The organism is Collinsella sp. AF16-8 (genome assembly GCF_003462695.1).
Taxonomy (GTDB): domain Bacteria; phylum Actinomycetota; class Coriobacteriia; order Coriobacteriales; family Coriobacteriaceae; genus Collinsella.
This window is the reverse complement of the sequence record NZ_QRXX01000001.1, coordinates 462,007-486,842: the sequence shown is the minus strand read 5'-3', so window position 1 is coordinate 486,842 and position 24,836 is coordinate 462,007. Positions and strand designations below refer to the sequence as shown.

The window sequence follows — 24,836 nt, the reverse complement described above, 5'->3', positions numbered from 1 at the left end:
CAGTATCCAGATGATTAGACAGTTCATATATATAAGCGTAGTTTCCCCCGGTGGTGGGCGGGCTTTTTTTGATAAGTCAATAACTGTCGGATTTTGTCGATATGCTTTTTGCTTCATGGCGGCTACCTCCTTTAGCCGCCGATTTCAACAGTGATACCGCGTCATTTCATTAGAAGATAAAAAGAAACGGCGGCTTTGATTTTTCAAAGCTGCTGCGGAAATCAAAGAACGACAAGCAACAGTTCTGATTTTGCTCCAATATGGTTATTAGGGGCACAAATTAAAATCAAAAAAGAGCCGATAACAGCAGTATTTCAAACTGCATATTATCGGCTCTGCGTCTGTGCGTCTGGCTCTTTTAATTAAATTATTTCTGTTGTTTTTTGGCTTTATTATATGTATTAGCTAACTGTCCACAAGCTGCTTTAATCTCTCTACCATGAGAAACTCTCATGGTAACTTCAAGTCCTGTTTGCTCTAATTGATGTTTGAACGCAACCATTTCTTGTTTTTGTGGTGCTCTAATTTTTGAATTACTCGTCGGGTTGTATTGCAGCACGTTAATCATAACATTTTTGCCCTTAAACCATTTTGCAAGTTGCCTTATATCTGAGGAACGGTCATTTATACCTGGTAAAAGCAAATACGCAAATACCACTTTTCGATTATGCCTTTGAGAATAGGACAATGCTTGCTTAACAACATCTTCAATAGCGTACATGTGCATATGAGGAATGATACAGTTTCTCGCAGCCTGTGTTGCTGCATGTAAAGATATTGTCAACTGAATTTTTAGATGTTCTTCGCGCAATTTTTTTAATTGATTAACTGGACCAACTGTTGATACGGTAATGCCGTCGGTTGGAAAGTTAAGTCCATTTCTATCTCGAAGAATATGGATTGCTGCAATCAAGTTGTCGTAATTGAATAAAGGTTCTCCCATTCCCATAAAAACGATACGATTTACTTTTTGACGTATCAATACAACCTGCTGCACAATTTCAGACGGTGTTAGATTACGAACAAAACCATTGCGTCCGGACTCACAAAAAATACAGCCAACAGAACAACCAACTTGCGTACTTACGCAAACAGTCCCACCATCTCGCCGTTTAATAAAAACCGTTTCAATATACCTGTTATCTTTCAATTCATAAACATACTTTTCAGTATCGCTACTTTTATAGACTTTTTTTGTTGATATTGATAGATTTTCTTTGTGAAATGGCTGTTTATACAATTCCGTATATAAGGCTCTTGCTTTATCCTCTCCAATTACTTCCGACATTTCTTTGTAAGTAAATCCGTATGGGTCATTCAATATTTCCGTAGGTGTACTTTTAGGTAAGTGTTTCATTTAAATATCCTTCCTTTTCAAAATTAAAAAGTTTGTTTTTCAGAGTTTTTGATTATGATTTCTAGTTTTTCAACATCAACGATATGCGTTAATTTACATTTAGGGCAGAAAAGAGGAAAATTTCTTAATACCGTATTATAAAATACTTGAACCCTCGTCTTTCCGTTACAAATTGGACATTTTATCCAATATTTTTCAAGCATAATATTTCTCCTTTTGCGCAAAAAAATGCAGGTCAATTCTCAACATGAGCATTGACCTGCATTTATACATATAATACTACAACAAAATTAAGGCATAGTTTTTATACTATGTCTATACGTCGTTAGTTTTGTTGTATAGCATACGCAAAATAAGCATGACAAAAAAGCCCATATTGAAAATGGGAAAAATCTTTTTTGATTTCAATGCTTATCGAATACGCATGCTATGTAACATAAACATTCCCCCCCTTTTATATAATATTATATACAAAAGCAGCTTGTTGTCAACATATATATATATGAATTATTTTGGCTAACTGATAGAACTACGTAGACATATCCAAGAAGAAAGGGGAACAGTAAAATGTAATAGGGTGAATAACTATGGCAAAAAGACCAGTACCACGATACGACTTTAAGGCTTTTGGGGCAGCGATAAAGGCAGCGCGTGAGGGATGCAAGGAGAGCCGCAAGAAAGTAGGCGACGAAATGTTTATCTCGCCGCGCTACCTTGCGAACATTGAGAACAAGGGGCAGCACCCAAGTTTACAGATATTCTTTGAGCTGATACAGCGTTACCATATATCCGTAGACCAATTCCTTTTAGAAACGCCGCCGGAGAAGAACACGCAGCGGCGGCAGCTTGACGCGCTTCTTGACGGTATGAGCGATACAGGCATACGGATTGTAACCGCAACGGCAAAGGAGATTTCCGAAGTCGAAAAAGAGGGCGAATAGGAATGTCCGACTTAAAACTGAACAGGATTTAGAAAGCGTTGTAATCTTTTTTGAGGTTGCAGCGTTTTTCTTTTGCGTAAGTTTGGCAAAATCGCTTTTTCTCCGTAGTAGGTGATAAGAGCCTAAAGGATAAAAACATTCGTAGCAAGCATAGGAAGGGTGCTTTGTCCGATTTTCGGATATACTTTTCAAGCTCCGGCGTTGCCCGTTCCTCGTCGGTAAACTGCAAGCGGGAAGATTTTTCTTTTGCTGTGGCTTCTGCCTGTGCTTTCCTCGCCGCCTTTTTGCTCGCCTTTCTGGTACGCGCCCCGTCGATACGCTCCAAGACGCGCTCGGCTGCGGCGGTGTCCTGTTCCCGTTCTGCCCCCGGCGCATGGGGAAGTGGCGGCGTGTCGGTTAAGGGCGGGGAAGTTGCGCCGCCCGGTAGGGGCTGCGCTGCCTGTTCCGGCGGCTGCGGTGCTTCGGTCTTTGCAAAGTCCGCGTCCCTTATCCGCTTGCTGATACGTTTCTTTTTCCCGGTGGCGGCGTTTACCTCGACAGCCCCCTCGCGGGTCATTTTCTGCGTGACTTTCTCACGCGCTCGATACTGTTTTATTTTTCTGTCCCTCCAATCCGCGCCCTTGCAAGGGCGCAATACTCGGCGTTTATCTCAATGCCTATATAATGCCTGTCAAGCTGCCTTGCGGCTGCCCCCGTCGTGCCGCTGCCGAAAAAGGGGTCAAGCACAACGCCGCCTTTCGGACAGCCCGCCTTGATACAGGTTTCGGCAAGTTTTGGCGGGAACGCGGCGAAATGCCCGCCCTTGTAGGGAACGGTATTGATAAGCCACACGTCCCGCCTGTTCCGCATGGTCGGCATGAGGGCTTCGTCGTAGTAGCTGCCGCTTCGCGCCCGGTTAAGCCCCTGTACTTTCCCCTGTCCGGGTATTTCGTCCGCATATTTCTGTCCCGCGCTGCGCCCGGTGCGGTACCGCGCCGCCGTTGTGGGGGCTAACGGCTCGGCTATGGCGGCTGCGTCATAGAAATGGCTCATTCGGATTCTACAAAAATCAAAGAAAACAGGAACTCCTATCAGTCAAAGGAAAAAACGGTAAAGAAAAACCGCTGTTGCATGGTTGTGTTTGCTTCCATGTAGCAGCGGTTGGTGCTATACTTATTCAGTTAAAATTTCAAAGCGATAAAGTGGAATTTATCTTAGAAATTACAGCAATGTTATTTTGATAAACTTTCAAGAATTGAAATATCATGCTTATCTTTATCTCTTAATTCATAACCTGAATGGAAAACTCTTTGGCCTTTTAAGGATATACAAGGAATTGTTTTTCCTTCAAAAAAAGCACTACCAAAGTAATCTTTTTCAAACTCATACCAGCCACCCTCTAAATCAGCTTGTTTTGAAGTTCCGTCCTCACTTAAAACGAACGGGTGAATGTCTAAGTAACCAAGTTCATCACTATATAACTCTATTCTAACCGGTTTCCAGTCTGTATCAATTTTATAGCCCAGATTCAAAAGCACATTTAACAATTTTTCCGTATGTTGAGCATCAAAATTTATATCTATATCTCTATGAATTCTTGTTTGTTTACCAGCTAAAATATCTACACCCCATCCGCCATCCAACCAGTATGTAATTCCAGTATTTTCGAATAATTCTATTACTTTCATTAAATCTTCTTTTGTTGTTATTTCTTTTCTACCCATACAAAGTCTCCTTTACAACTTCTAATTTGTAATAATCGTTCTACCATACCGTTATGAATAAATCATCTCATGTAAAACAATTTCTTCTGCCCGGTTGTGAATGTTATTGCAACGCTGCACCCATTCCATTTGACGGGTACGCTTCAATTCCTCGGTCACGCCCTCGGCAGCTTTCATCTGCTCCATGATGGTGTCTAACCGTTTCTGTGCCTGTTCGTTCAGGTCTGCAAGATATGTCCACAATTCCCCGGTCAGGGTCAATGTGTGTAATCTGGCTGGGCAGACTTCTCTTAAATATTCCCGGTGCATCCGTCCGTACTTTCCGATGGGGCGGTGTTCCTCCGGCAACTTCAAGTCCGGGATGTAGTAATCTCCAACAAGGATATAATCAATTCCGTTTTCTTTTATTCTTGGTTTCAATTCGCTCATGTTCCTTACCTCCTGTGGAAGCAGGCTCGTCTGGTACTAACTCAATCACATCGGTAATCTCACAATTCAGCGTTTCGCAGATACGGGCTAATGTATCCATGCTGATGTGCTTTCCCTCTTTGCTCATGTTGGCAATCATATTTGTTGTCATACCAGCGGCAAGCCTTAAATCCTCTTTTCTCATATCACGCTCTAACAGTGTGTGCCAGAGTGGTTTATAGCTGATGTGCATATTGTTTTCCTGCCTTTCTATCCATACCACCGGAGCGGCTGCCCCGGCAGGAACTTTTCTCTTATTATAGCACCAATCTTGTGAAATCACAATTTATTCTTGTAGCCTGCCGCTGATACCGTCTGGATTGGCTTTTCCTTTCTTTTTGTTCCCTTTAATTAGCCATGAACTGCTTCATGCCCTGGCTTTTCGCGCCCGGATTGTCGTTGCCGTAGCCCTCCATCAGATTGATTACGCCCCAGATACCAAGCCCGGCTCCAAGTGCTACAACAAGGGTCTGCAAAACGTCTACTGCGCTATTGAAAAATGCCATAAATATATCCTTTCTGCCGCGTCTGCGGCTGTCCGGCAAGCGGACAAAAGGCGGTCAGCATATGCCGCCGCACAAAAAAACCGCCCTCTGGTAAAGGCGGCTGTCCCCGCGCTGCGTAAGTTCTGCGGCGCGGCGGTATTCAGTTGTAGGGGGTGCGGCTCCTGCCGCTGTGTACTGCGCCGGAAAGTGGGGGCGCGTATCATGTAGCCGGTATGGATAGATGTGATTGCTTCAATCGCTCCTTTCTGTGTCCCGCTGTGCTGCCGGACGTTTTTTTCAGACTTGCGGGAAGTGAATAGCTTGCGTAGCAAGGTGTTCGCTTCCCGCAAGTTCACAAAGGGGTAGCTGCCGCAAGGCAGCGTAGGGGAAGTGTAGCTTCCCCTGTCCCCCGGCGGTCTGCCATGCTGTCACTGTTGCGGGATAAGCCCCCCGGCGCGTGACATACTCCGTTGCAAAACGGCGGTGTTCCGCTTCCTTTTCCCGCCAATACTCCCATAATGCAGCGTCGGCGGCTTCCGCAACATTCATTAAAAACCGTTCAAGCTGCTTTTGTTTTTCCTCTGCGCTACGTTTCCTCATGGTCTGCGTCCTCCTGTAAGTCTGCCGCGTCAATCTCGTAATAGTCAAAAACCTCGTCGGGCTTGACAATGGCGGGGCGGCGTTTAAGGTGCTTTTCCATGTCAAAGGCGTTCTTCGGGTCTGCGTCGGACAGGTACTTGTATTTCGGGTGCTTCGTTATGTCGAATTTGTCCGAAAAGAACGGGCGCACCCCGCGTAGCTGCAAGATACATTTCCCTCCGTCCATGACTGCGATTTCATCTTCCGTCATAAGCTGCTTTCCCAATTTCTGATAGTTCAGCCCATGCGAAAGCTCCCGCCCCCTTGTTTCGGACGTGTTGAAGCTGTCTATCGTTTCCTTGCCTAAAATCTCCGATATTTCTTTGAGCGTCGTTTTTTCCTTGCCACCCAAGAAAAGCGTGGTGTCGCAGTTGCCGACTATGGTATCGGCGTTGTCCTTGTAGATTGCCTTTAGCTGTGACTGGCTCTGCAAGATGATTGACGCGGATATTTCCCGGCTCCGTATCGTTGCAATGAGCTTTTCAAACTTCGGTATCTGCCCGATATTCGCAAATTCATCAAGTAAGCACCTTACATGGACGGGAAGCCGCTCGCCGTATTCATCATCTGCTTTGTCGCACAAGAGGTTGAATAGCTGTGTGTAGAGAATACTCACGACAAAGTTAAAGGTGTCGTCGGTGTCGCTGATAATCACGAAAAGGGCGGTCTTTCTGTCGCCTATGGTGTCAAGCTCCATTTCGTCGGTTTCCATAAGCTCCCGCAGCTCCTTAATGTCGAATGGGGCTAACCTCGCGCCGCATGAGATAAGTATGCTTTTTGCGGTCTTGCCCGCCGCAAGTTTGTATTTTTTGTACTGCTTGACTGCAAAATGTTCCGGGTCTTTTTCTTCCAGACGTTCAAACATGAGGTCAACCGGGTTCTGGAAGTCCTCGTCGTCCTCGCGGGCTTCCGACGCATTTATCATTTCAAGCAGCGTCGTGAAGTTCTTCTCGTCCTCCGGGGCTTCATACCAGATATAGCCGATTAGTGCGGTATAGTAGAGCTTTTCCGCTTTCACCCAGAAATCCTCGCCGGATTTTTCCCCGTCGCCTTTGGTGTTGGCGATAATGGTATTGACTAACTTCAAAATGTCCTTTTCGCTCCGCAGATAGGCAAAGGGGTTGTATTTCATGGATTTTTTGAAGTTAATCGTATTTAGCACTTTGATACGGTATTTGTACCGCTGCAACATTTTTCCGGTTTCCAAAATCAGTGTTCCTTTCGGGTCAGTGACGATATACGACGTTGGAAAATCCTTTGACGTACATTGCATGAGCGACGGTTTCACAAAGAACCGGGTCTTGCCGCTGCCGGAACCGCCGATTACAAGGATATTTTTGTTTCTTGCGTATTTCGGCTGCTTCGGGCGGCTGTTCATGGTGAGCCGTTCCGTCTGCGTTAAGGGGATATTATTCTCAAATACCGGGTCTGTGTATGGCTTTATATCGTCAGCCCCGCCCCAACGCGCCGAACCGTATTCTGTCCCGCGGCGGTATTTCTTCGCGTTCTTGCCTTTGGTGTAGATAATCAGCCGAACAATGACCGCCCCCGCAATGCCTAAAGCTAAGTCTGCCGGGTGGAAGCTCGGCGCGATACTGGAAAAGGCGGCGGTAAAACCGTCCCCAAGATGTAGCAGCTTTGCGCTTGCGTCCGCGCCGGGGGAGAGCCGGACAGCCGCGCCCGCTTTATCAAAGAGCCAGACAAAGAGCAGATACGGGAGATTTAAGATAAGCAGCTTCTTGATTTCCGGCTTCATAGCGATACCTCCCTGTCCTTGTTCTTGACCTTTGCCCGTTCCGCGTTTCTGCCCTGTGCAGCTTCTTTGAGGGTAGAGAGCAGCTTTCGGATTGAGGGCTTTTTCTCCTGTGTCAGCTTTTTTGCGGAAAATTCCTTAAAGGCTGCGGTCAGCACGTCCGCGTCCCGCCCCTTGAAGAAAACCAGATAGCGGGGCGGGCTTTCCGTCGCGTCCTTTTTCAGCGCAAAGTCGATACCGTACTTTTTCGCCGTACTCTCAAAGGCTTTGATATTGCCCTCGGTAATCTCAATGTTGGAAACGCCCGCGTTCTGCTTCATAAGCTGCTTTAAGCTCTGCTTGCCCTGTGGCGGTTTGGAAAGCTGCTTTTTTCCCTTTGACAGTATGGCTTTCATTGCCTTTTGGAGCGTCTGGGCGGTCAGCTTCCCGGTCTTGATGTAAAGGGCTATGGTCTTTTCGTTTACTTCGTCCTGCAATTTGTCGCGTCCTCCTTTCGCGTTTCTTTATGGGGCGGCGGTCAGATACGCACCCGCAGCCCGTTCAAGTCCTCGGCTCTGATACCCACAAGATACCAGTTGTCGCCGTACTCAATCCGGGTCGGCTTCCACTTGCCCCGCACGAATACGTCAAAACATTCTCCACAATGCAGCCCGCCATAGTAGCTGTTTAAGTCAAAGCGAATGTCGTAACGGTCGGTGCGCTCGTCAAATACCAATGCTCCTGTCATTTTCTGTGCCATAATAAAATCCTCCTTTTGTTGTTTTACAGGCTTTCGCCCGGTTTGCATGAATAATAGTCCGGGTCGCCGTACTGCGGCTTCTTCGGTGACAGTGCGCCGCTTGCCATGTCATGGGCGACAAGGGAAGTGTAATAATTGCCGATAGTGGACGGGGCGTTGAAAAGGGCTGCTTTCAGATATTGCTTGATGTTGCGGATTTTCGTTGTGTTCTCCCGCATACAGTCAAGCACAAAGCGGATATGCTCGCCGTCCAGTTTCATAAACTTTGACTTCACAAGCTCTGCCGGGTAGTCGTCCCCCGCAATCCGTACCCGCTTTCTGGCGGTGCATACGGTTTCAAGCATGAGGTCTACAATCTCGTCAAGCCTGTCACTGTCAAACTTCATGTCCTGTTTGAGAATGTGGTAGTCGATATTGTCCTTGATGATTTCCCGGTATATATCAACTGCGCTCTGTGCTGCCGCTTCCGTTCCTTTCCGTTCCGGCGGCGTAGCCGCTTCTCTGCAAGGAGAGGGGTTAGGGGAAAGGATAGGAATGGAATGGGTACTTTGTTCATCAGTAATTATTTTTTCTTTTTTTTGGTAAGTCAGTTCTTTGTATATCTTTATTTAATTGCGTTGGATTTTCCAACGTAGGTTTTTCCAATGTAGGTTTTTCCTGTGTTGGATTATCCAATGTTGGATTTTCCAATGTAGGTAAATCCGGCGTAGGCGGCTGCGGCTGCTCGAATATCACATAGTCCGCGCCCCGCAAGCGTCCTTTCTCGTCGCGCTCCCTTGAACGGACGATATACCCGGCGCGTTCAAGCTCCTTAATGGCTTCGCGGATAGCGTCTATCTTCTCCCGGTTGATAAGGGATAAGCCTTTCAAGGTGTAGTCCCAATCTTCGGGGAGTGACAGCATTTGCGACAACAGCCCCTTTGCCTTTAGGGAAAGCTCCTTGTTGCGTAGGTGGTGGTTGCTCATTACGGTGTAGCCCTTGTTCCGTTCCACTCTGAAAACTGCCATAGTTCATAACTCCTTTGCTTTGGATTTGTTACGCAGTAGAAGCGCGGTTTCGGGGGATAAGGTATAAATCCCTTTCCGCACCAGATACGCGCCCGGAAAACCGCTTGTAGCAAGGCTTTTTCTGCCCCTACTGCGTAACAAAGGGCATGAAAAAAGCGGCGTTCCTGTTCTCCCATGTAGAGAGTAAGAAACGCCGCTTCTGCGTCGTATTCAGTTTTTAGTACAATACCCTGCTTGTCCGTCGCTCGAAAAACCTTGATTTTCCAGTGTTTTCAAAAGTATCGTTATCTAACGTCAGCTTTAGGTGGCCCGGCGTTTGCCCCGTTTTGCTGGGGATGTCTGTCGTTCAGTGCTCTTACTGGCCAATCCAGTGTTGCGCATAGCTCTTAATGTCCTCGGTAAAACCGTCAAGGTCGTCAAGGGTGATCACGCTGTCGATAAGCAAATTGGCTATCTCGCGGTGCATTGTGCTGCGGCGAATGTCGTTTGCAATTACGCCTGAGGACAGCTTGTCTCTATTGAGGCGCTCTTCTAGTGCCCAAAATCTACTGGACGCTTCACTGTCGCCGTTCAGTATCTCAACATACTGGCCGATGAGCTTTTCCATATAACGTTCTTGCCATTGAGGAAGCATTTTCTTGAACAGCTTCCAGTCGCTTTCGGCTACGTCGCGCATATGTCCTCCGCTCGTCAAACGGGCTTTCCATTTGCCTTTCATTCTATTTGGCTTTCGCTCACAGGCGTGGATGAGAGGCTCTCTTTAGCCTTCGAGATTGGGCCTGAATGGGTGGTTTAGGCCTGTTTGCGGTGCTTCCATTGTTTGCGGCACCAGCGCATGAGCGCCTTTATGACGGGAATCGTGATGAGGATGATCCATGCAGGATGGGGCTGTCCCAAACAGAGCCACATGTAGAGGAACCAAGCGATGGCGGCTGCCGGGTAGATGGCCTCGATCAGCTTAGACAGGTGGCGCCGATCGATGAAGTCACCAATCGCGTAGTAGACGGGAACCAGAAAGACGAGGAAAAGCCCCATGCCCCATGTGCCGTAGACAATGCCGAGCACCAGATAGGCGAGAGTGACAAGTGCGGGGAAGGGGAATTTGTTCCATGCACGTCCGACCTTGGTGTGGAAATGCTTGCCATGATGGTCGAGCTTGTCGTGTGCTTCCTTCCAGCTGGAAAACGTCTCGCCGTCGATGGTGACGGTGCCGTCGTCATTGGTGCGTACGCTATGTCCATCGTCCTCAAGCGTATCGATATGCACGCCGTCCGGCCCCACATGCACCTCTTCGCCCTTGCGCTCGTTGGTCACATGGATGCCGCTCCAACCAACATGGACTTCCTCGCCTTTATTGGGATCAATGACGTGGATACCGCGCGCGAGGGAAATATCGACAAGTGGCTTATCGCTGCAATCAGCGTGCTCAGTAGAAGCCTCAGCCTCTTCAGCCTTATCTGAAGCTTTGGTGCCGGCGTTGCTGTTCTGCGCCTCATCATCAGCCTGTGAGTCATCAGCGCTAGCCACCGCCTCCCCATACAGCAGCTCATCCAGCGACACGCCATACAGCGCGGCGAGCGCAATAAGGTTATCGGTATCGGGCGAGGATTCGCTGCGCTCCCATTTACTGACAGCCTGACGACTCACACCCAGCTGGGCGGCAAGCGCCTCCTGAGAAAGCCCGGCAGCCTTGCGGCGATCAACGAGCCGCTGCGCCATCGCAAGATCCATGGTGGTTCCTTTCGTTTGATGGTCGAATCGAATGAGCCGAGTATGCCGAGAACAACCGGTAGCGACCACCATTTCTAGTTAGAATCTGCCCCAACCCTACCGCAACTACCGGTAGCAATCCCTAACGACCAGCCATTTCAGGACAAATGTCAGTGCTACTCTCAGCTAAGAGCCTGCAACATCCCAAAATCTCAGCCCACGCACTTGCAGCAAGAAGACGAATAGCCTCGGCCTCCCTAGTTACCGCAGGAGGCCCCAGGGCTTTCCTCCCAAATCTTTCCGCAGGACGGAAGGACCCCGCCGCGCGAAGCGCGCAGCGGGGTCCTGACATGTCCGAGGACGATTTGGGAGGAAAGCCCTGGGGCCTCCGATGAGAGCAGTTCCAGCCGAGGCTATTCGTCGCCGAAGCTGATGCCCAACGCTTTGGCCTCGCGCACCAGATCGCTCTGGGGATCGACGTACTTGAGCTTGCCGGCGACATCCTCGAGCGGCATATGGCACATCTTGCCGTCGCGCAGGGCAATCATGTAGCCAAACTCGCCGCGCAGGCAGCCGAGCGCTGCCTCGACACCGCACTGGGTCGCAAAGATGCGGTCCTGGGCGTCGGGCTGACCGCCGCGCTGCGTGTGGCCGGGGATGGCGACGCGGGTCTCGCGACCGGTCTTGGCCTCAATCTCCTTGGCAATGTCGTAGACGATCGACGGGCTCGTGCGCTCGGCGAGCTTCTTCTTGTACTCCTTCTTGGACAGCGCCGCGTCCTCCTTGGAGATGGCGCCCTCGGCGACGGCCACGATGGTAAAGCGGCTGCCGGTCTCCATGCGATGCTCGATGGTCTTGATGACGTTATCCATGTCGTAGGGAATCTCGGGAATCAAGATGACATCCGCGCCGCCCGCGACGCCGGCATACAGCGGAATCCAGCCGACCTTGTGGCCCATGATCTCGATGACAAACACGCGGCCGTGGCTCGAAGCGGTGGTGTGGATGTCGTCGATGCACTTGGTGGCGACGTCGATGGCGCTCGTAAAGCCAAACGTCAACTCGGTGCCCCAGGTGTCGTTATCGATGGTCTTGGGCAGGGCGATAACGTTGAGGCCCTCTTCGCGCAGGCGGTTGGCGGTCTTGGTGGATCCGTTGCCGCCCAGCATAAACAGGCAGTCGAGCTGCAACTTGTGATAGGTGTGGACCATCGCGGGCACCTTCTCGACGCCGTCGGCCTCGGGAGTATCCAGGCGCTTGAACGGCGTACGGCTCGTGCCCAGGATGGTGCCGCCGCGGGTGAGGATACCGCTAAAATCGGCGGGCGTCATGACGCGGAACCTGCTGTAGATAAGACCCTGGTAACCGTCCTCAAAACCGTAGATCTCGATAGGCTCTTCGCTATTGGTCATGAGTGTTTTGACGATGCCGCGCATGGTGGCGTTGAGCGCCTGGCAGTCGCCGCCACTGGTAAGAAGACCGATCCTGAGCATGATGAATCCTTCCGGGCAAGTTATAACATGCGCATAAGTTTACCCCCGCACACTGTTGATACAGGGGTAAAACGTGTTAGCTCAAATGTATAGAAATGTAAGCAGCGTCAGGCGAGCGTAAGGACGACGGGCCTGGCTCCTTACAACGCGAAGGCGTCGACGTCGCCCCAATGGCGGCGCAGCGTGATGGCGGCAGCGGGCTCGGTGTTGTCAAAGACGACCGACCACTGCGTGTTGCTGGTGATGTCTTCCGGATTGGGCTCTTGCGCTGCAGCGCGTAGGGCCTTCCAAGCGACTGCCTCGTCTTGGGCGCCGGCATGGGCGTCGAGGACATCGGCGATGGCGATGGCGCGTTCCTTGCCATGGCCCAGCTCGCCGTTCTTTTGGTTGGGGAGCACTTCGTCGCCATAGCAGGCGTAGAAGTTCGTAACCTGGCGTACAGGAGTCGCTTTGAAAGCGCGGTCCGGATCGCGCGGGTCCCACTCTACTACGCGCGCGTCACCGGCGGCGTCGTTGATAAAGAAGTGGTAATCGCGTCCTGCCATGGCGTGCATGTCGTAGGCGGAAAGCAGGTCGACAGCTTCTTGCGTGGTGGCGGCACGGTCGAGCACCAGACGGATGGCGAGCGAGGTATTGATGACGGGGCGTTGCGTGTCCTGGTCACAGGGCTTGGAATCCAGGGTGAGTACGGCAACGGACACGCCGCATTCGTTAACACCGTCGAGCTGGGCAAACGGGCCCATGAGTGCGGCGACGCGTCCGGCGACGGAGTCAAGCGGAGTGTTATCGCCCAGGTTATTGAGGGCCGCAAAGCCGATGGAGGCATAGCCGTCACGCGGGTGATTGCGCACCAGCAGCGCCGAGGTGTCGTCCTTAAAGTCGTAATTGCGACCGGTGCGCACGCGGCCTTCGGCATCTACGGCGACAAAAGCGCTGCAGGCAAACTGGGGTGCCTGGACATGTGTCGGCACACCGGGCAGCACCTGCGCCACCACGGCATCGATGTAGGCCTGGTCGTCGCGCACGCCAGCAGCGATGATGCGATCAAGATCGTAGTCGTAGGCGATGTCGATTGCGTACAGGTCATAGCCATCCGCGTAGCCGGTCAAGCGTTTGAGCGACGCGGCGGACTTGATTTGCTTGTGATAAACGATACCGGTGGCAGCGGCAAGGCCGACGGCGGCTCCCGCGACACCGCAGGCGATGGCAATGTTACGTGGCTTCATGACGGCTCCTCTCGTCCTGTTAGCGCAATTGTCGCAAAAGGAGCGCGGGCATGATGGCTCAACTTGGTGAGCGGCGCGGAATTAAGCACGGAATGAAGAGTGCGACGCTGGCGTGGCGGGGTATGCTGGAGGGGACCATCAACCCAGCGAAAGGGGAGAGCATGACGGATCAGGAAACGCCCGAGCGCGCGCATGTGACGGCCGATGATATCGAGGCCGCCAACGATCTTATCGACTTTATCGAGGCATGCCCCAGCATGTTCCATACGGCGGCGACCATTATGGCCGAGCTCGACGAGGCGGGCTTTACCTACCTGCCCGAGAATGCGGCGTGGGACATCGAGCCGGGCGGGCGTTATTACACGCAGCGCAACACCTCGAGCGTTGTTGCCTTTAAGGTGGGCGAGGACCTGGCCGCGACGTGGGGCGAGGACGGCGTTGCCGGTGACTATCATTTTCAACTCACGGCGTCGCACAGCGATTCTCCGACGTTTAAGGTCAAGGCCGTGCCCGAGCTCGACGGCGCGGGCGAGACGCTGCGCCTGAACACCGAGGCCTACGGCGGCATGATCGACTACACCTGGTTCGACCGCCCGTTGGCGCTTGCGGGCCGCGTGTTGGTGCGCGAAGGCGACCGTATTGAGAGCCGCCTGCTCGCCACCGAGCGCGAGGTCGCTATCATTCCGAGCCTTGCTATCCATATGAACCGTGGCGTCAACGAGGGCTTTGCTCCCAACCGAGCCGTTGACCTGTGCCCGCTCATCAGCGCTGGCGACCTTAAGCAGGGTGACTTCGATGCCCTGATCGCCGAAGAGCTGGACGTTGAGCCCGAGCAGATTCTGGGCCGCGATCTGTTCCTGGTCAATCGTCAGGATGCGCGCATTTGGGGCTGGGCCGACGAGTTTATCTCGACGCCCAAGCTCGACGACCTGGCCTGCGCCTACACCTCGCTGCAGGCATTTTTGGGTGCCGAGAATGCGCACGACGTTTCGGTCTTCTGCTGCTTCGATAACGAGGAGGTTGGCTCCGAGACCAAGCAGGGCGCCATGTCGACGTTCTTGGCCGACGCGCTGCGCCGCATCAACGGGTCACTGGGCTTCGATGGCGAGTCGTACCACCGCGCACTTGCCGCTTCGATGCTCGTGAGCTGCGACAACGCGCATGCCGTGCACCCCAACCACGCCGAGAAGTGCGATGCCCGCAACCGGGTTGTGCTTAACGGCGGCATCGTCATCAAGGAAGCCGCCAACCAGCACTACTGCACCGATGCTTTTAGCCGCGCGGTGTTCCAGGCTATCTGCGATGACGCCGACGTGCCCACGCAGGCCTTCGCCAACAAGAGCGATATGGCCGGCGGCTCCACGCTCGGCAATCTGTCCAATATGCAGGCGAGCATGCATGCCGTGGACGTGGGCCTGCCGCAGCTGGCCATGCACTCGAGCTACGAGACCGGCGGCGTGCGCGACGTGATGTACGCCATCCGCGCCCTTACCGCCTTCTACGAGCGTGACCTGACCATCAACGGAGCCGAAAGCGTGGAGCTCTAAAACCTGCCAAAAAGGGATGTTAATTTCGGCAGGTTTTATCTGGGCGAATGCAAAAGGTGAAACCGAACTGGATTGGTGATGCGTAGCCGCCGAGGTGCAGTGTGCCTCGGCGGCTTTTTGTGTACAGAGTACGGCTGATGCTTGTAAATGCTATACATGCTTTACGTATCTACCATAGAGTTTTATGATAGTTTTGAAGTATTAAGGAGGGGTCATGACCACAACAGCCGCTCAGATCAACGTACGTCTCGATGCCGATCTTAAAAGGAGTGGGGACGCCGCTCTCTACAAGGCCGGTATGACGCCGAGCCAAGCGGTGCGAGCGCTCTGGCAGCTTGCAGCGTCGCTGGCCGATCGCCCCGGTGCGCTCGAGGATATCCTGCTGCCCAGTCGTGCCCGGGCGGAACAGCGCGAGCGCGAAAAGGCTGTCAAACGTAAGCTCGAGCTTATGGATCAGGGGTCGAAGCTGTTCGCTGCCGCTTGCTGTGAATCGGGAATCGATATGGTCAAGGCTCAGCCATCGGACGACGAAGAGCTCAAACGGAATGCCTATGCGGATCGCTATGGCGAGGAGATGAGCTGGCTCTATGAGTGAGACTCCAAAGCGCATCTTGGTTGACACCAACGTGTGGCTCGATTACTTCATTCCCTCACGACGTGGTCGTTCGGTGGCGATTGAGTTTTTACGCGATGCATGCACGGCGCAGGTTGATTTGCTGTATGCGGCGACATCGTCCAAAGACCTGTTTTATTTGATTTCAAGCGAACATAAGGCATGGTATCGGCGCGAGCATGGTTCGCTTTCCCAAGATGCCGCTGCGGCAGCGACATCGCTTGCATGGGATTGTCTTAGCGTGCTGTCGCAGCTTGCCACGCCAGTGCCCTGTGACCTGAGCGACATCTGGATGTCGAGCAGGCAGCGTGAGCTCCATAGCGATTACGAAGACGATTTAATCATTGCGGCAGCGATACGCGCTCAAGCAGATCTACTGGTCACCAACGATGTCAAACTCTGTTCACACGCACCCGTCGCAGCAATGAGTGTAGAAGACGCAAAAAATTATTTAGCAACGCTCTAGCAATTTGAAGACCCTGCAGGTTGAGCAAACGTCAGCGAGAGCCCGCCAGAGTGAGCAAGGTGACGTGAAAGAGGAGGGCATAGGCCTTTTGGCCATGCCCGACGATTGAACGTCAGATTGCCGCTCTGGCGGGCTCGCAGCGTCGAGGGGTTCCGGCGTTTGGCAAAACGCCGGAACAATTAGTGTTCGATCCAGCAGCGCAGGGTCTCGCCGGCCTGCAGGTGACGCAGATTCTCCGCGGCGATGTCGACCACGTTGTTGAGCGTGGCGGCCAAGTGGAACCAGCCGGAGATGTGCGGCGTGATGAGCATGTTGGGCGCATCCCACAACGGGCTTGTCTCGGGCAGCGGCTCGGGGTCGGTGACGTCGACCGCGGCGCCGGCGAGATGTCCTGATTCCAGGGCGGCAACTAGGTCGTCGGCAACCACAAGATCGCCGCGGCCGCCGTTGGCAAAGAAGGCGCCCGGCTTCATCGCGGCGAAGAACTCGGCGTTCGCCAGGCCGCGGGTCTCGGGTGTGCTGGGCATAAAGGATGCGACGACGTCTGCCTCGGCCAGGCGCTCGGGCAGGGCATCCATGCCGTCCATGTCCTCAAACACAATGGGGTAGACGAGCGGATGACGCTTGATGCCGCGGACGTGTGCGCCCATGCTGCGGCAGAGCGTGGCAAAGTGGCCGCCGATATCGCCCGCGCCCAGCACCAGCACGTTGGCATTTTTGAGCGAGGTAACCGGCCCCAAATCCTCCCAGCGATGCTCGCGCTGCAAGTCGTGATAGCCGGGCAGGCGCTTCATCATGGAAAGGGTCATGGCAAACATGTGCTCGCTTACGGCCTGGCCATAGGCACCCACCGAGCAAGACAGTTTGGCGTCGGCCGGCACGGTGCCGGCGGCAAGGTAGTCGTCATAGCCGGCGGTCTGCAATTGCAACAGCTGGAGATGCTCGCATGCCGTGAGCATGTCAGGGTCGATGTTGCCCAAGATCACGTCCGCACCGGCGACCTGCTCGCGCGTGGCGGCGTCGGAGCTCGTGTAGATAAAGTCCTCGCCCGGAGCGCTCGACTCAAGAATTGCGCGATGGCGGTCGTTGACGGGCAGCAAAACCAGGATGTTCACAAGCAGTCCTCTCCGCTCGACCTGCCAAAAGGGGGCAGGTTAATTTTGGCGGGTTTTATCAGGCAAAATGTTCAAATAAAACGCCGGATGCAAGACGGGCGTGCCTGTCAGCATCCGGCGCATCCACGGCTACCAGCTCAGCAGCTCGTAGCCGTCCTCGGTCACCACGAGCTGCACCTCGCACTGGGCCGAATCGCTGCCGTCCTTGGTGCGCACGCACCAGCCGTCGCCCTTGCTAATCTTGATATCGGGCGCTCCGGCGTTGACCATGGGCTCGATGGTAAAGACCATGCCTGGCACCATGATGGTGTCTACGTCGGGCGCCTCGGTGGTAAAGCCCACAAACGGGTCCTCGTGGAACTCCTTACCGATGCCGTGTCCGCCGTACTCACGCACCACGCTAAAGCCGGCGTCCTCGACGGTCTTTTGCACAGCCTCGGCCATAACGGAGAGCGGTAGCCATGGCTTGACGGCTGCCAGACCCGCCTCCACGCTGGCACGGGTGACGTCGACCAGGCGCTGGCGCTCGGCCGAGACCTCGCCGATGCAGAACATGCGGCTCGAATCACTAAAGTAACCGTCCAAGATCGTGGAGCAGTCTACGTTGATGATGTCGCCCTCGTGTAGCACATCCGCATCGCAGGGGATACCGTGGCAGACGACGTCGTTGATCGAGGTGCACACGCTCTTGGGATAGCCCTCGTAGTTAAGGTCGGCCGGCGTGCCACCGTGCTCGACGGTGTAGTCGTAGATCATCTGGTCGATCTGGTTGGTGGTCATGCCTGCGGCGATGCGCTCGCCTATGTAGTCGAGCACGCCCACGTTGATGGCGGCGGAGCGCTTGATGCCCTCGATGTCGGCGGGCGTTTTGTAGAGCGCGCGGGGCAGAACCTCCCAGCCCTCCTCCCACAGGCGCTCGAGGCGCTCGTCAAAGGCGCTATGACATTTCTTATATTTTTTGCCGCTGCCGCACCAGCAAGCGTCGTTGCGGCCGGGCACGGGTCCGTTGTCATACATGGCTAACTTCCTTTCATTCGCAGCTAGTATAGCCCACCCACGCGTCCATAAAAGTTGCGGTGATATAGTTCCGATTTAAGCGGTTTAACAGCACAAATAGGAACTATATCACCGCAACTGATGGAGCGGGATGGCTGACACTAGCTGCTGCGTGGTTTTGCTAGTAGCTCACCTGGCAGGGGATGCCGAGGGCTTGGACGCGCGCGGCGATGGCGTCGAGCACCTCGGGCGCTGCTTTGGCAAGGCCGGCGACCGGCGTCTCGCGTGCCACCGTGTAGATGGTCGTTTCCTGCGGACGAATGCGCTCGAGCGCCGCGAGCCAGGGGGCAACGTACTCCTCGCCGGTGTTATCGAGAGACTTGCTCCGGTACTCACCGCTCAAAAACATCGTCTGGATAATGACGTGACCGTCAAAGCTTGCGAACGTCTCGATCTGGTGCTCGACGTCATAGGGGCCAACGGGCTGGTCGAGCAGCTGGATAAACGCCGGGTCGACGGTATCGAGCTTAAGAATGTTGTCGTCGACCATCATGAGCGCGTCGTGCACCTCGGGGCGGTCGGCGCGCGTGCCGTTGGAGAGCACGGCGATCTTGGAGTTTGGGGCAAGCTCGTCGCGCAGCGCGACGGCGCCGGCAATGGCCTGCGGAAACTCCGGTGCGGCGGTGGGCTCGCCGTTGCCTGCGAAGGTGATCACATCGGGGAGCTCGCCCTCGGCTGCCATCTCGCGCAGCTTTGCCTCGAGTGCATCGAGCACCACGGCAGCCGTGTTATACGGCTCGTGGCAGGGGCGCTCGGCGTTGAGGCCGTTTTCGCAGTAAATGCAGTCGAACGTGCAGATTTTGCCGCTGGCCGGCATCATGTTGACGCCGAGCGAGAGACCAAGGCGACGGCTGCGAACGGGTCCAAAGATGGGGCTGGCATTCAAAAATGTAGACATAGGCATATGCTCCTCAAGACTATTGCGCCTAAGCATAGCATCGGCTCCAAAGCGAGGTGCGGGCTCTTGCTTTACAAGTTTCGTTTTTTCACGTCGCTCATGATGCCGTGCCATGAAAAGCCTCGGGTCGGGTACAGTTAATCTGTTAACAAGTCGTAAGGCAATGCGGGACCATTCAGCCGTACTGACGTGCAATTGGATGGGCATTGATGATGGGGGCACAACATGGATTTTACGGTCGAGAATGCGGGCACCACGATTGCCTGTCGCGAATATGCCGGCCCGGATGTGTCGCCTGATACTCCTGCCTTGGTGTGCGTGCACGGCGCTTGTGTTGACGGCACATTTTTCGACGGCATCGCTTGTGAGCTCAGCCGCAACTACCGCGTAATTGCCTACGACCGCCGCGGCTGTGGTGGCAGCAGCGAAGCGGCAGACGGCAGCTATGATCTTGCCGCTCAGGCCGCCGACCTGCAGGCCGTGATCGAACACGTTGGCGCTCCGACAAATGTGCTTGCGCACAGCGCCGGTACGTTGGTGGCGCTGGAGCTTCTTCGCACTGAACCCCATCTCGTCGCCCGTGCGATTCTGCATGAGCCGGCTGTGTCGGCCGAAGGCGTCGGCATGGGCGCAGCTCCGGTTTTGCTCGATATGATTGCGGCTGGAAAGGTTTCAAGGGCGCTCCGGCTTTTCTTGGGAGCCCTCGGCGACTTGGACCCCGAGGCTCCTGGAACGACCGAGGCAGAAGCCAAGCATGCCCTGCGCAACGGCCGCAGTTTCATGGCAAACGTATACGGGATTACTATGACCTGCGTTCCCGATTGGGATAGCGTTCGCGCGTCGAAAACGGTGGCCGCCGTGCTCCTAGGCGAGCTCTCGATTGGCACGCCCCGCGAGGCTGGCACGCGAGCGGCTGCCGAATATCTCGATTGCCCTCTCGTGACGATCCCGGGCGCGCATAACGGTCTGCGCGATCGCCCGGCAGCGGCTGCCCGAGCTGTCCGTGGCATCCTGGGGCTCTAGCATCCGCAATAGCCAAAGCAGGCTTCATCCGCAAACGTTTCGGCCGTATTAACAAACGTGCTCAAAACCTCGCGTCTGCGGCTTCAATCGCGCCGTCTGCCAACTCATAAGAATGTGGCAGCATTCACGTACTTACCTGCATCGACAAGGTGTTACCCTTGTAACATTTGGAACCCACCGCTCCATGCGAAACTATCGAAAGGGCCCCATATGCTCAATACTCACGAGGTCAATCTAACCGACGAGGAGGCTGCCGTCGAGGTCGCCCGCGTCGCGAAGACCTACCCCGTGGTGCGTTTACTGTCGGCCGATCAGATTAAGAGTGAGCCTAACTGCTTGCTCGCCGGCGATCGCTGCCCTTGTCTGCGTCAGTCGAGTCTTGAGGCTTTGGCAGACTCCGATGAGGTGTCGGAGCAACTGCTCAATGATGGCACTGAGTACCGCGCCCGTCTACGCCCTCTGAAGGTCGAGGGCGAGCCTCACGTCTTGCTGATGGTGCGTCCGATTGATGAGCAAGAGGCCGCGGAAGAGGACCTTGTCTACACCGACGTGCTGACGAGCGTGCGCAATCGCCGATATTACGAGGAAAAGCTTCGCAGCGCCCGCATGAATGCCGGCGTTGCGATGATCGACGTTGATGATTTTAGGGCCTTCAACGATACGTGTGGCCGTCATGCCGGCGACCTTGCGCTCGGTGCTGTGGCGACAGCCATACGCAGCGGAATCCGTTCGACTGACGAGCTTGTGCGCTATGGCTGCGACAAGTTTGTGGTTGTCATGCCCAATATTCCCTCCGATGACTTCACCCGTCGCCTGCATCAGGTGTCCGATGCCGTTCATTCCACGATTATTCCGGGCCATGAGTACGTGAGCTTGACGGCATGTGTTGGTGGCGTTCGCATTCATGGCGAGACGGTCGATGAGGGCGTTGGCCGCGCTGCTCAGTTACTGAGCCGCGCTAAGGCAAAAGCCGGTACGGTCGTGACCGATGCCGATTCCATCGAGGCCTTCCAAAGCGAAAAGCCTTTGGTGCTTATCGCCGATGACTCCGAGATGAACCGAGCCATTCTCAGAGAGATGCTCAAGGACGAGCATTGCATCCTCGAGGCCGATAACGGTCGTGCGGCGCTCGACATGGTCGACCGCTATGGCGATGAGTTGTCGCTCGTGCTGCTGGACATTGTGATGCCGGGCATAAGCGGCTTTGAGGTGCTGGCCGATCTGTCGCGCCGATCGGGTATCGATAATCTGCCTGTCATCATGATTTCGAGCGAAGATTCCGATGATGCGGTTCTGCGCGCGTACGAGCTGGGCGCCTCAGACTATATCAACCGCCCGTTTGACTCCCGTGTCGTGCGCCGCCGCGTAAGCAACACCATCCGCCTGTACGCCAAACAGCGCCGCCTGACGAACCTGCTGTCCCAACAGTACAACGAGCGCGTCAAGAACAGTCGCATGCTCATCGACATCATGGCCGGCGTCATGGAGCTTCGCAACGGCGAGAGCGGTAGGCACGTTACGAACATCGAAAAGCTGACCGAGCTGCTGCTTGGCTATCTGGTCCAGCGTAGCGGCACGATCTCCCTCGACAATGAGGAACGCTCCACGATCGCCCTGGCTTCGGCGCTGCACGATATCGGCAAGATGTCGATTGACGATGCGATCCTCAACAAGCCCGGGCGCCTCACGCCCGAGGAATTCGAGATTATGAAGACGCATACCACGATTGGCGCCAACATGCTGCTCGAGCTGGGCAGCCATCACGCCGGCAATGCGCTTATGGAATATGCGTACCAGATTGCGCGTTGGCATCACGAGCGCTGGGACGGCAAGGGTTATCCCGATGGCCTTAAGGGCGACGAAATTCCCATCGCCGCGCAGGTGGTTTCGGTGGCTGGCGTGTACGATGCACTGACGAGCGTGCGCGTGTACAAGGACGCTATCCCGCACGAGGAGGCGATCCAGATGATCCTGGACGGTAAGTGCGGCACCTTTAACCCGCTGCTGCTCGATTGCCTGCTCGAGGTGCAAGACCAAATTGCCGAGACGTTGGCACGCCCCGCCGACGTCGTCGCGTTTCCCACGATTTAGTTTGACCAAAGGAGTTTTTAATCCATGATTTCCATGCGTGAGGCGTATGAGAAGATCGGCGCTAATTATGACGACGCGTGCGCTCGGCTGATGGGCGGGGAAATGCTTGCCCGCTTTGCCCTCAAGTTTTTGGATGACGAGAGCATGGACAAGCTGGAGGCTGCCATGGCGGCAGGAGACGCCGAGAGTGCGTTTATGGCAGCGCACACGCTCAAGGGCGTGAGCCAGAACCTGGGATTCGATAATCTGTACGAGCCGGCGGTCGTGGTAACCGAAGCGTTGCGCGGCGCTGATGCCGTTGACGGCGCCCGCGAGGGGATGCATGCGTTGCATCAGCAATATGCGGCTACGATGTCGGCTCTGCGCGAGGCGGCCGAGTAAGAGGCTGTGAGCCTTGATGACTATGAGCGTGGATAATCTCCCGTTTTAGGCCCGGTGGCGGCCTCAAAGTGGGAGATTATCCACGCTCGTTCGATACGTGTCCAAAAACACGCTCACCTCTTCTGATTAGTGAATTGCCTATGCACACTGTCGGGGCTTTCCGCATGCAATCCATATCGTTGTTCGATAAACTGTTCGAATAACGATAGAGTCGATGAGGGTGAGTGTATGTCCAACAGCGTTCAGCGTATGGCCAAGGCGGGCGAGACTGTAAGGAAGCTTGGCTTTTGAGAACAGGGTAAGACCATGCTCATCTCTAGCCATGATTTGGATGAGTTGGCATCGGTTGCAACAAGTTGCGTGTTTATTCATGACGGCGAACTGCTAAAAAAGGAATCGATGGACGTCATAAGGGATGAGGCGTCGTCCCTAAAAGAGTATTACAGGCGCTTGATGAAGGCGGTCTCGCTATGAAGCGGGCGATCCATTCCATAAAGGCAGATATGATGCGTTTGCACGGGATGTTTCCAGCGAAGTTTGGTCTTGCGCTTATGCTGGCGTTCGGCCTTCTCTTCGGTGTCTTTCTAAAAGGCGGAACAACGTTGCTCGCCTTTGGCAATAGCGTTTTTGGGGAGGATATTGGATTCTTTTGGAATGTAATCGACTCTTCTGCGCCTGATGAGTCCCTAGTGCGCAGTGCTTTTGCCGGTACATCCCTGTTCGTTCCACTCATCGTTTGTTTGGTGCTTTTACAGGAGCATGGCTATAAAGAGGGGCACCGAATTTCTTCGGCAAGAGGTCTCAACCGCTTTTATGGGGCTCTAGCCCATGCATTTTCGTCTGCTTTAATAATTGGCGCAGCGTATGGCGCGCTTTGCCTTCTTCTTTTTGCAATAGCCATAATACGTGGAGGGCATAACTACTCGCACAACATACTAACTGTATTTTTGCCTGCAATGATAGTCAACGCCGTATTGGTGATATCGGTTGCGCTGGAGACGGTGACCATCTATCGGATAACGGGCAGCGCCGTATTGAGCGGGGCTGTGGTAATAATCGGATTTGTCATGAGCTTGACGCTCTACGGAGCCTTCCTTCAGGCACCTATACCATCCTTGCGATGGATCTTCTTCCTTCCTGGGCCGTATCTTGGAGTCGGATGCGCCCTTGGGTATAGCGATATGGGCCAGCTGACGCTTCTGGGATATGGCGTGGCGGCCAGCTGTCTATCGGTTTTGGTATACGCTCTCGTGAGCTTTCATGCTGGGGGTGTGCCCAATGGCTCATCAGATTAAAAGATTCCTCCATTCAGAATGGAAGCGTGTGATCAAATGGACGTACGCCTTAATCCTGGTAATTTATGCGTGCATGGTGGTATTGCAGCTTAATTCTTTCCCGATGTGGTTCTGTAGCCTCCGTGAGAACAGTTTCTTGGGCTTTTTCCCAGACCCGACGCTTCCGCTATCGGCGGAGGATGTCCTTCTATTTGGTAATGCAGAGGTTTTTCGTGGTCTGCTGTTCAACGTAGCCCCGTTGGCTCATGCATTGTTCTTTCCGTTCATCGCGGCTTGCATTGCGCCGCGCTTTGTCAGTTCGGGCTTTGTCGAGGAACCGTGGGGGTTGTCGGAGGCTCGGGGAGGGAAGCGTGTGTGCGCTATCGTTGCGCGAGCGATGCTGTCTTCTTTCGCCCTTTTGGGCGCGTTTATCCTGACGAGTGTCGTTTTGTACTGTCTTAACTGCGCGATCGTTTTGGATGCTCAGCAGTATTTCAACCTGCATGTATTTTGCTATCGACTTGTTCTTGCTGCCGCCGCCTGCCTTGCATACGTGGTTTCTTGCGTAATCGTTGTTTCCTATTTTGGGTCCGGCTTCGGTCCGATTGGCATGCTGTTGCTTGTCAACGTCGTAGCGATCTACATACAGATCGGGGCCAATTCCATGCTTCCGCTTCCAGCCTCGATGCTCATGTGGATTTGCGGCGTGACCCCGTTGGGGGACGGTCAATGCGTTTCGATTTTAATTGACTGCCTAATAAACGTAGCAAGCGTTTTTGCCATCTGCTTTACGGTCGACCGATTGTGGTCGAGATTTCTTTGATTGTTTGTGAGGGATAAACATACCGAG

General features: G+C 53.9%; 26 protein-coding genes and 3 pseudogenes. 9 read left to right on the top strand and 20 right to left on the bottom strand.

What is annotated here, in order from left to right; all coding sequences use genetic code 11:
* Nucleotides 1-367 precede the first annotated feature (367 nt).
* Both rlmN and DWW73_RS02200 read right to left on the bottom strand, forming a co-directional pair.
* Nucleotides 368-1,357, bottom strand: coding sequence for a 23S rRNA (adenine(2503)-C(2))-methyltransferase RlmN (rlmN, locus tag DWW73_RS02205; RefSeq protein WP_002569187.1), 990 nt, complete (start codon nt 1,355-1,357; stop codon nt 368-370).
* Between the two features lie 23 nt (nt 1,358-1,380).
* Entirely contained in the window at nt 1,381-1,560 is a 180-nt protein-coding gene (locus DWW73_RS02200) for a cysteine-rich KTR domain-containing protein (RefSeq protein WP_002588768.1), read from the bottom strand.
* 384 nt (nt 1,561-1,944) lie between these two features.
* Between DWW73_RS02200 and DWW73_RS02190 the strand changes: the two genes are divergently transcribed.
* Nucleotides 1,945-2,298 (top strand): helix-turn-helix transcriptional regulator, encoded by a 354-nt coding sequence (locus DWW73_RS02190; protein ID WP_002569186.1) that lies wholly within the window; start codon nt 1,945-1,947, stop codon nt 2,296-2,298.
* 160 nt (nt 2,299-2,458) lie between these two features.
* Here DWW73_RS02190 and DWW73_RS02185 read toward each other — a convergent pair.
* The 15 genes and pseudogenes from DWW73_RS02185 to DWW73_RS02115 form a co-directional block, all read right to left on the bottom strand.
* Nucleotides 2,459-2,854, bottom strand: a pseudogene (locus tag DWW73_RS02185) (CHAP domain-containing protein); the annotation flags it as partial.
* Between the two features lie 35 nt (nt 2,855-2,889).
* Nucleotides 2,890-3,324 (bottom strand): annotated as a pseudogene (locus tag DWW73_RS02180) (site-specific DNA-methyltransferase); the annotation flags it as partial.
* A 185-nt stretch (nt 3,325-3,509) separates the two neighbouring features.
* Complete coding sequence (locus DWW73_RS02175; protein WP_002584332.1) at nt 3,510-4,001, bottom strand: nucleotidyltransferase domain-containing protein; 492 nt, start codon at nt 3,999-4,001, stop codon at nt 3,510-3,512.
* 51 nt (nt 4,002-4,052) lie between these two features.
* Entirely contained in the window at nt 4,053-4,430 is a 378-nt protein-coding gene (locus DWW73_RS02170; RefSeq protein ID WP_002584333.1) for a TnpV protein, read from the bottom strand.
* Entirely contained in the window at nt 4,390-4,662 is a 273-nt protein-coding gene (locus DWW73_RS02165; protein WP_002584334.1) for a helix-turn-helix transcriptional regulator, read from the bottom strand. The genes DWW73_RS02170 and DWW73_RS02165 overlap by 41 nt, the downstream gene beginning before the upstream one ends.
* Nucleotides 4,663-4,816: 154 nt before the next feature.
* The gene (locus DWW73_RS02160) at nt 4,817-4,975 is read right to left on the bottom strand and encodes a Maff2 family mobile element protein (protein WP_009243792.1); all 159 of its coding nucleotides are present in this window, start codon (nt 4,973-4,975) and stop codon (nt 4,817-4,819) included.
* A 276-nt stretch (nt 4,976-5,251) separates the two neighbouring features.
* Nucleotides 5,252-5,554: a hypothetical protein gene (locus tag DWW73_RS02155; protein WP_002586629.1), complete on the bottom strand. Its 303-nt coding sequence runs from the start codon at nt 5,552-5,554 to the stop codon at nt 5,252-5,254.
* Nucleotides 5,541-7,349, bottom strand: coding sequence for a VirD4-like conjugal transfer protein, CD1115 family (locus DWW73_RS02150; RefSeq protein ID WP_117778621.1), 1,809 nt, complete (start codon nt 7,347-7,349; stop codon nt 5,541-5,543). Before DWW73_RS02150 ends, DWW73_RS02155 begins: the two co-directional genes overlap by 14 nt.
* A complete protein-coding gene (locus DWW73_RS02145) occupies nt 7,346-7,822 on the bottom strand; it encodes a PcfB family protein (RefSeq protein ID WP_002586631.1) in 477 nt (158 codons plus the stop codon). Before DWW73_RS02145 ends, DWW73_RS02150 begins: the two co-directional genes overlap by 4 nt.
* A gap of 41 nt (nt 7,823-7,863) precedes the next feature.
* Nucleotides 7,864-8,085 carry a DUF5348 domain-containing protein gene (locus tag DWW73_RS02140; RefSeq protein ID WP_002569164.1) on the bottom strand — a complete coding sequence of 74 codons (222 nt, stop codon included), beginning with the start codon at nt 8,083-8,085 and terminating at the stop codon, nt 7,864-7,866.
* Nucleotides 8,086-8,108: 23 nt separating this feature from the next.
* Nucleotides 8,109-9,093, bottom strand: a pseudogene (locus tag DWW73_RS02135) (DUF6017 domain-containing protein).
* A gap of 355 nt (nt 9,094-9,448) precedes the next feature.
* Nucleotides 9,449-9,769: a multidrug transporter gene (locus DWW73_RS02130; protein WP_117635687.1), complete on the bottom strand. Its 321-nt coding sequence runs from the start codon at nt 9,767-9,769 to the stop codon at nt 9,449-9,451.
* A gap of 116 nt (nt 9,770-9,885) precedes the next feature.
* Nucleotides 9,886-10,824 carry a helix-turn-helix domain-containing protein gene (locus tag DWW73_RS02125; protein ID WP_117563855.1) on the bottom strand — a complete coding sequence of 313 codons (939 nt, stop codon included), beginning with the start codon at nt 10,822-10,824 and terminating at the stop codon, nt 9,886-9,888.
* Between the two features lie 392 nt (nt 10,825-11,216).
* Nucleotides 11,217-12,296: a 6-phosphofructokinase gene (locus DWW73_RS02120; protein WP_117778620.1), complete on the bottom strand. Its 1,080-nt coding sequence runs from the start codon at nt 12,294-12,296 to the stop codon at nt 11,217-11,219.
* 140 nt (nt 12,297-12,436) lie between these two features.
* Complete coding sequence (locus DWW73_RS02115) at nt 12,437-13,522, bottom strand: carcinine hydrolase/isopenicillin-N N-acyltransferase family protein (RefSeq protein ID WP_117778619.1); 1,086 nt, start codon at nt 13,520-13,522, stop codon at nt 12,437-12,439.
* Between the two features lie 161 nt (nt 13,523-13,683).
* On the opposite strand from DWW73_RS02115, the gene DWW73_RS02110 reads away from it, so the two are divergent.
* The 3 genes from DWW73_RS02110 to DWW73_RS02095 all read left to right on the top strand — a co-directional run bounded on the left by DWW73_RS02110 (nt 13,684) and on the right by DWW73_RS02095 (nt 16,148).
* Nucleotides 13,684-15,069 carry a M18 family aminopeptidase gene (locus DWW73_RS02110; protein ID WP_233509087.1) on the top strand — a complete coding sequence of 462 codons (1,386 nt, stop codon included), beginning with the start codon at nt 13,684-13,686 and terminating at the stop codon, nt 15,067-15,069.
* Nucleotides 15,070-15,283: 214 nt separating this feature from the next.
* Nucleotides 15,284-15,664, top strand: a complete 381-nt coding sequence (locus tag DWW73_RS10105; protein ID WP_158563767.1) for a translation repressor RelB — start codon at nt 15,284-15,286, stop codon at nt 15,662-15,664.
* Nucleotides 15,657-16,148: a PIN domain-containing protein gene (locus DWW73_RS02095; protein WP_117648267.1), complete on the top strand. Its 492-nt coding sequence runs from the start codon at nt 15,657-15,659 to the stop codon at nt 16,146-16,148. Before DWW73_RS10105 ends, DWW73_RS02095 begins: the two co-directional genes overlap by 8 nt.
* 179 nt (nt 16,149-16,327) lie before the next feature.
* On the opposite strand, the gene DWW73_RS02090 is transcribed toward DWW73_RS02095, so the two are convergent.
* The 3 genes from DWW73_RS02090 to DWW73_RS02080 all read right to left on the bottom strand — a co-directional run bounded on the left by DWW73_RS02090 (nt 16,328) and on the right by DWW73_RS02080 (nt 19,217).
* Complete coding sequence (locus tag DWW73_RS02090) at nt 16,328-17,263, bottom strand: D-2-hydroxyacid dehydrogenase (RefSeq protein ID WP_117778618.1); 936 nt, start codon at nt 17,261-17,263, stop codon at nt 16,328-16,330.
* Between the two features lie 129 nt (nt 17,264-17,392).
* A complete protein-coding gene (map, locus tag DWW73_RS02085; protein ID WP_117778617.1) occupies nt 17,393-18,280 on the bottom strand; it encodes a type I methionyl aminopeptidase in 888 nt (295 codons plus the stop codon).
* A gap of 160 nt (nt 18,281-18,440) precedes the next feature.
* Nucleotides 18,441-19,217, bottom strand: coding sequence for a radical SAM protein (locus DWW73_RS02080; protein WP_117563849.1), 777 nt, complete (start codon nt 19,215-19,217; stop codon nt 18,441-18,443).
* A 225-nt stretch (nt 19,218-19,442) separates the two neighbouring features.
* On the opposite strand from DWW73_RS02080, the gene DWW73_RS02075 reads away from it, so the two are divergent.
* The 5 genes from DWW73_RS02075 to DWW73_RS02055 all read left to right on the top strand — a co-directional run bounded on the left by DWW73_RS02075 (nt 19,443) and on the right by DWW73_RS02055 (nt 24,809).
* The gene (locus DWW73_RS02075; protein WP_117778616.1) at nt 19,443-20,240 is read left to right on the top strand and encodes an alpha/beta fold hydrolase; all 798 of its coding nucleotides are present in this window, start codon (nt 19,443-19,445) and stop codon (nt 20,238-20,240) included.
* Nucleotides 20,241-20,450: 210 nt separating this feature from the next.
* Nucleotides 20,451-22,331: a diguanylate cyclase gene (locus DWW73_RS02070; protein WP_117778615.1), complete on the top strand. Its 1,881-nt coding sequence runs from the start codon at nt 20,451-20,453 to the stop codon at nt 22,329-22,331.
* Between the two features lie 24 nt (nt 22,332-22,355).
* Nucleotides 22,356-22,712 (top strand): Hpt domain-containing protein, encoded by a 357-nt coding sequence (locus DWW73_RS02065; protein ID WP_117778614.1) that lies wholly within the window; start codon nt 22,356-22,358, stop codon nt 22,710-22,712.
* A gap of 470 nt (nt 22,713-23,182) precedes the next feature.
* Nucleotides 23,183-24,007, top strand: coding sequence for a hypothetical protein (locus DWW73_RS02060; protein ID WP_117778613.1), 825 nt, complete (start codon nt 23,183-23,185; stop codon nt 24,005-24,007).
* Entirely contained in the window at nt 23,991-24,809 is an 819-nt protein-coding gene (locus tag DWW73_RS02055; RefSeq protein WP_147343541.1) for a hypothetical protein, read from the top strand. Before DWW73_RS02060 ends, DWW73_RS02055 begins: the two co-directional genes overlap by 17 nt.
* Nucleotides 24,810-24,836 lie beyond the last annotated feature (27 nt).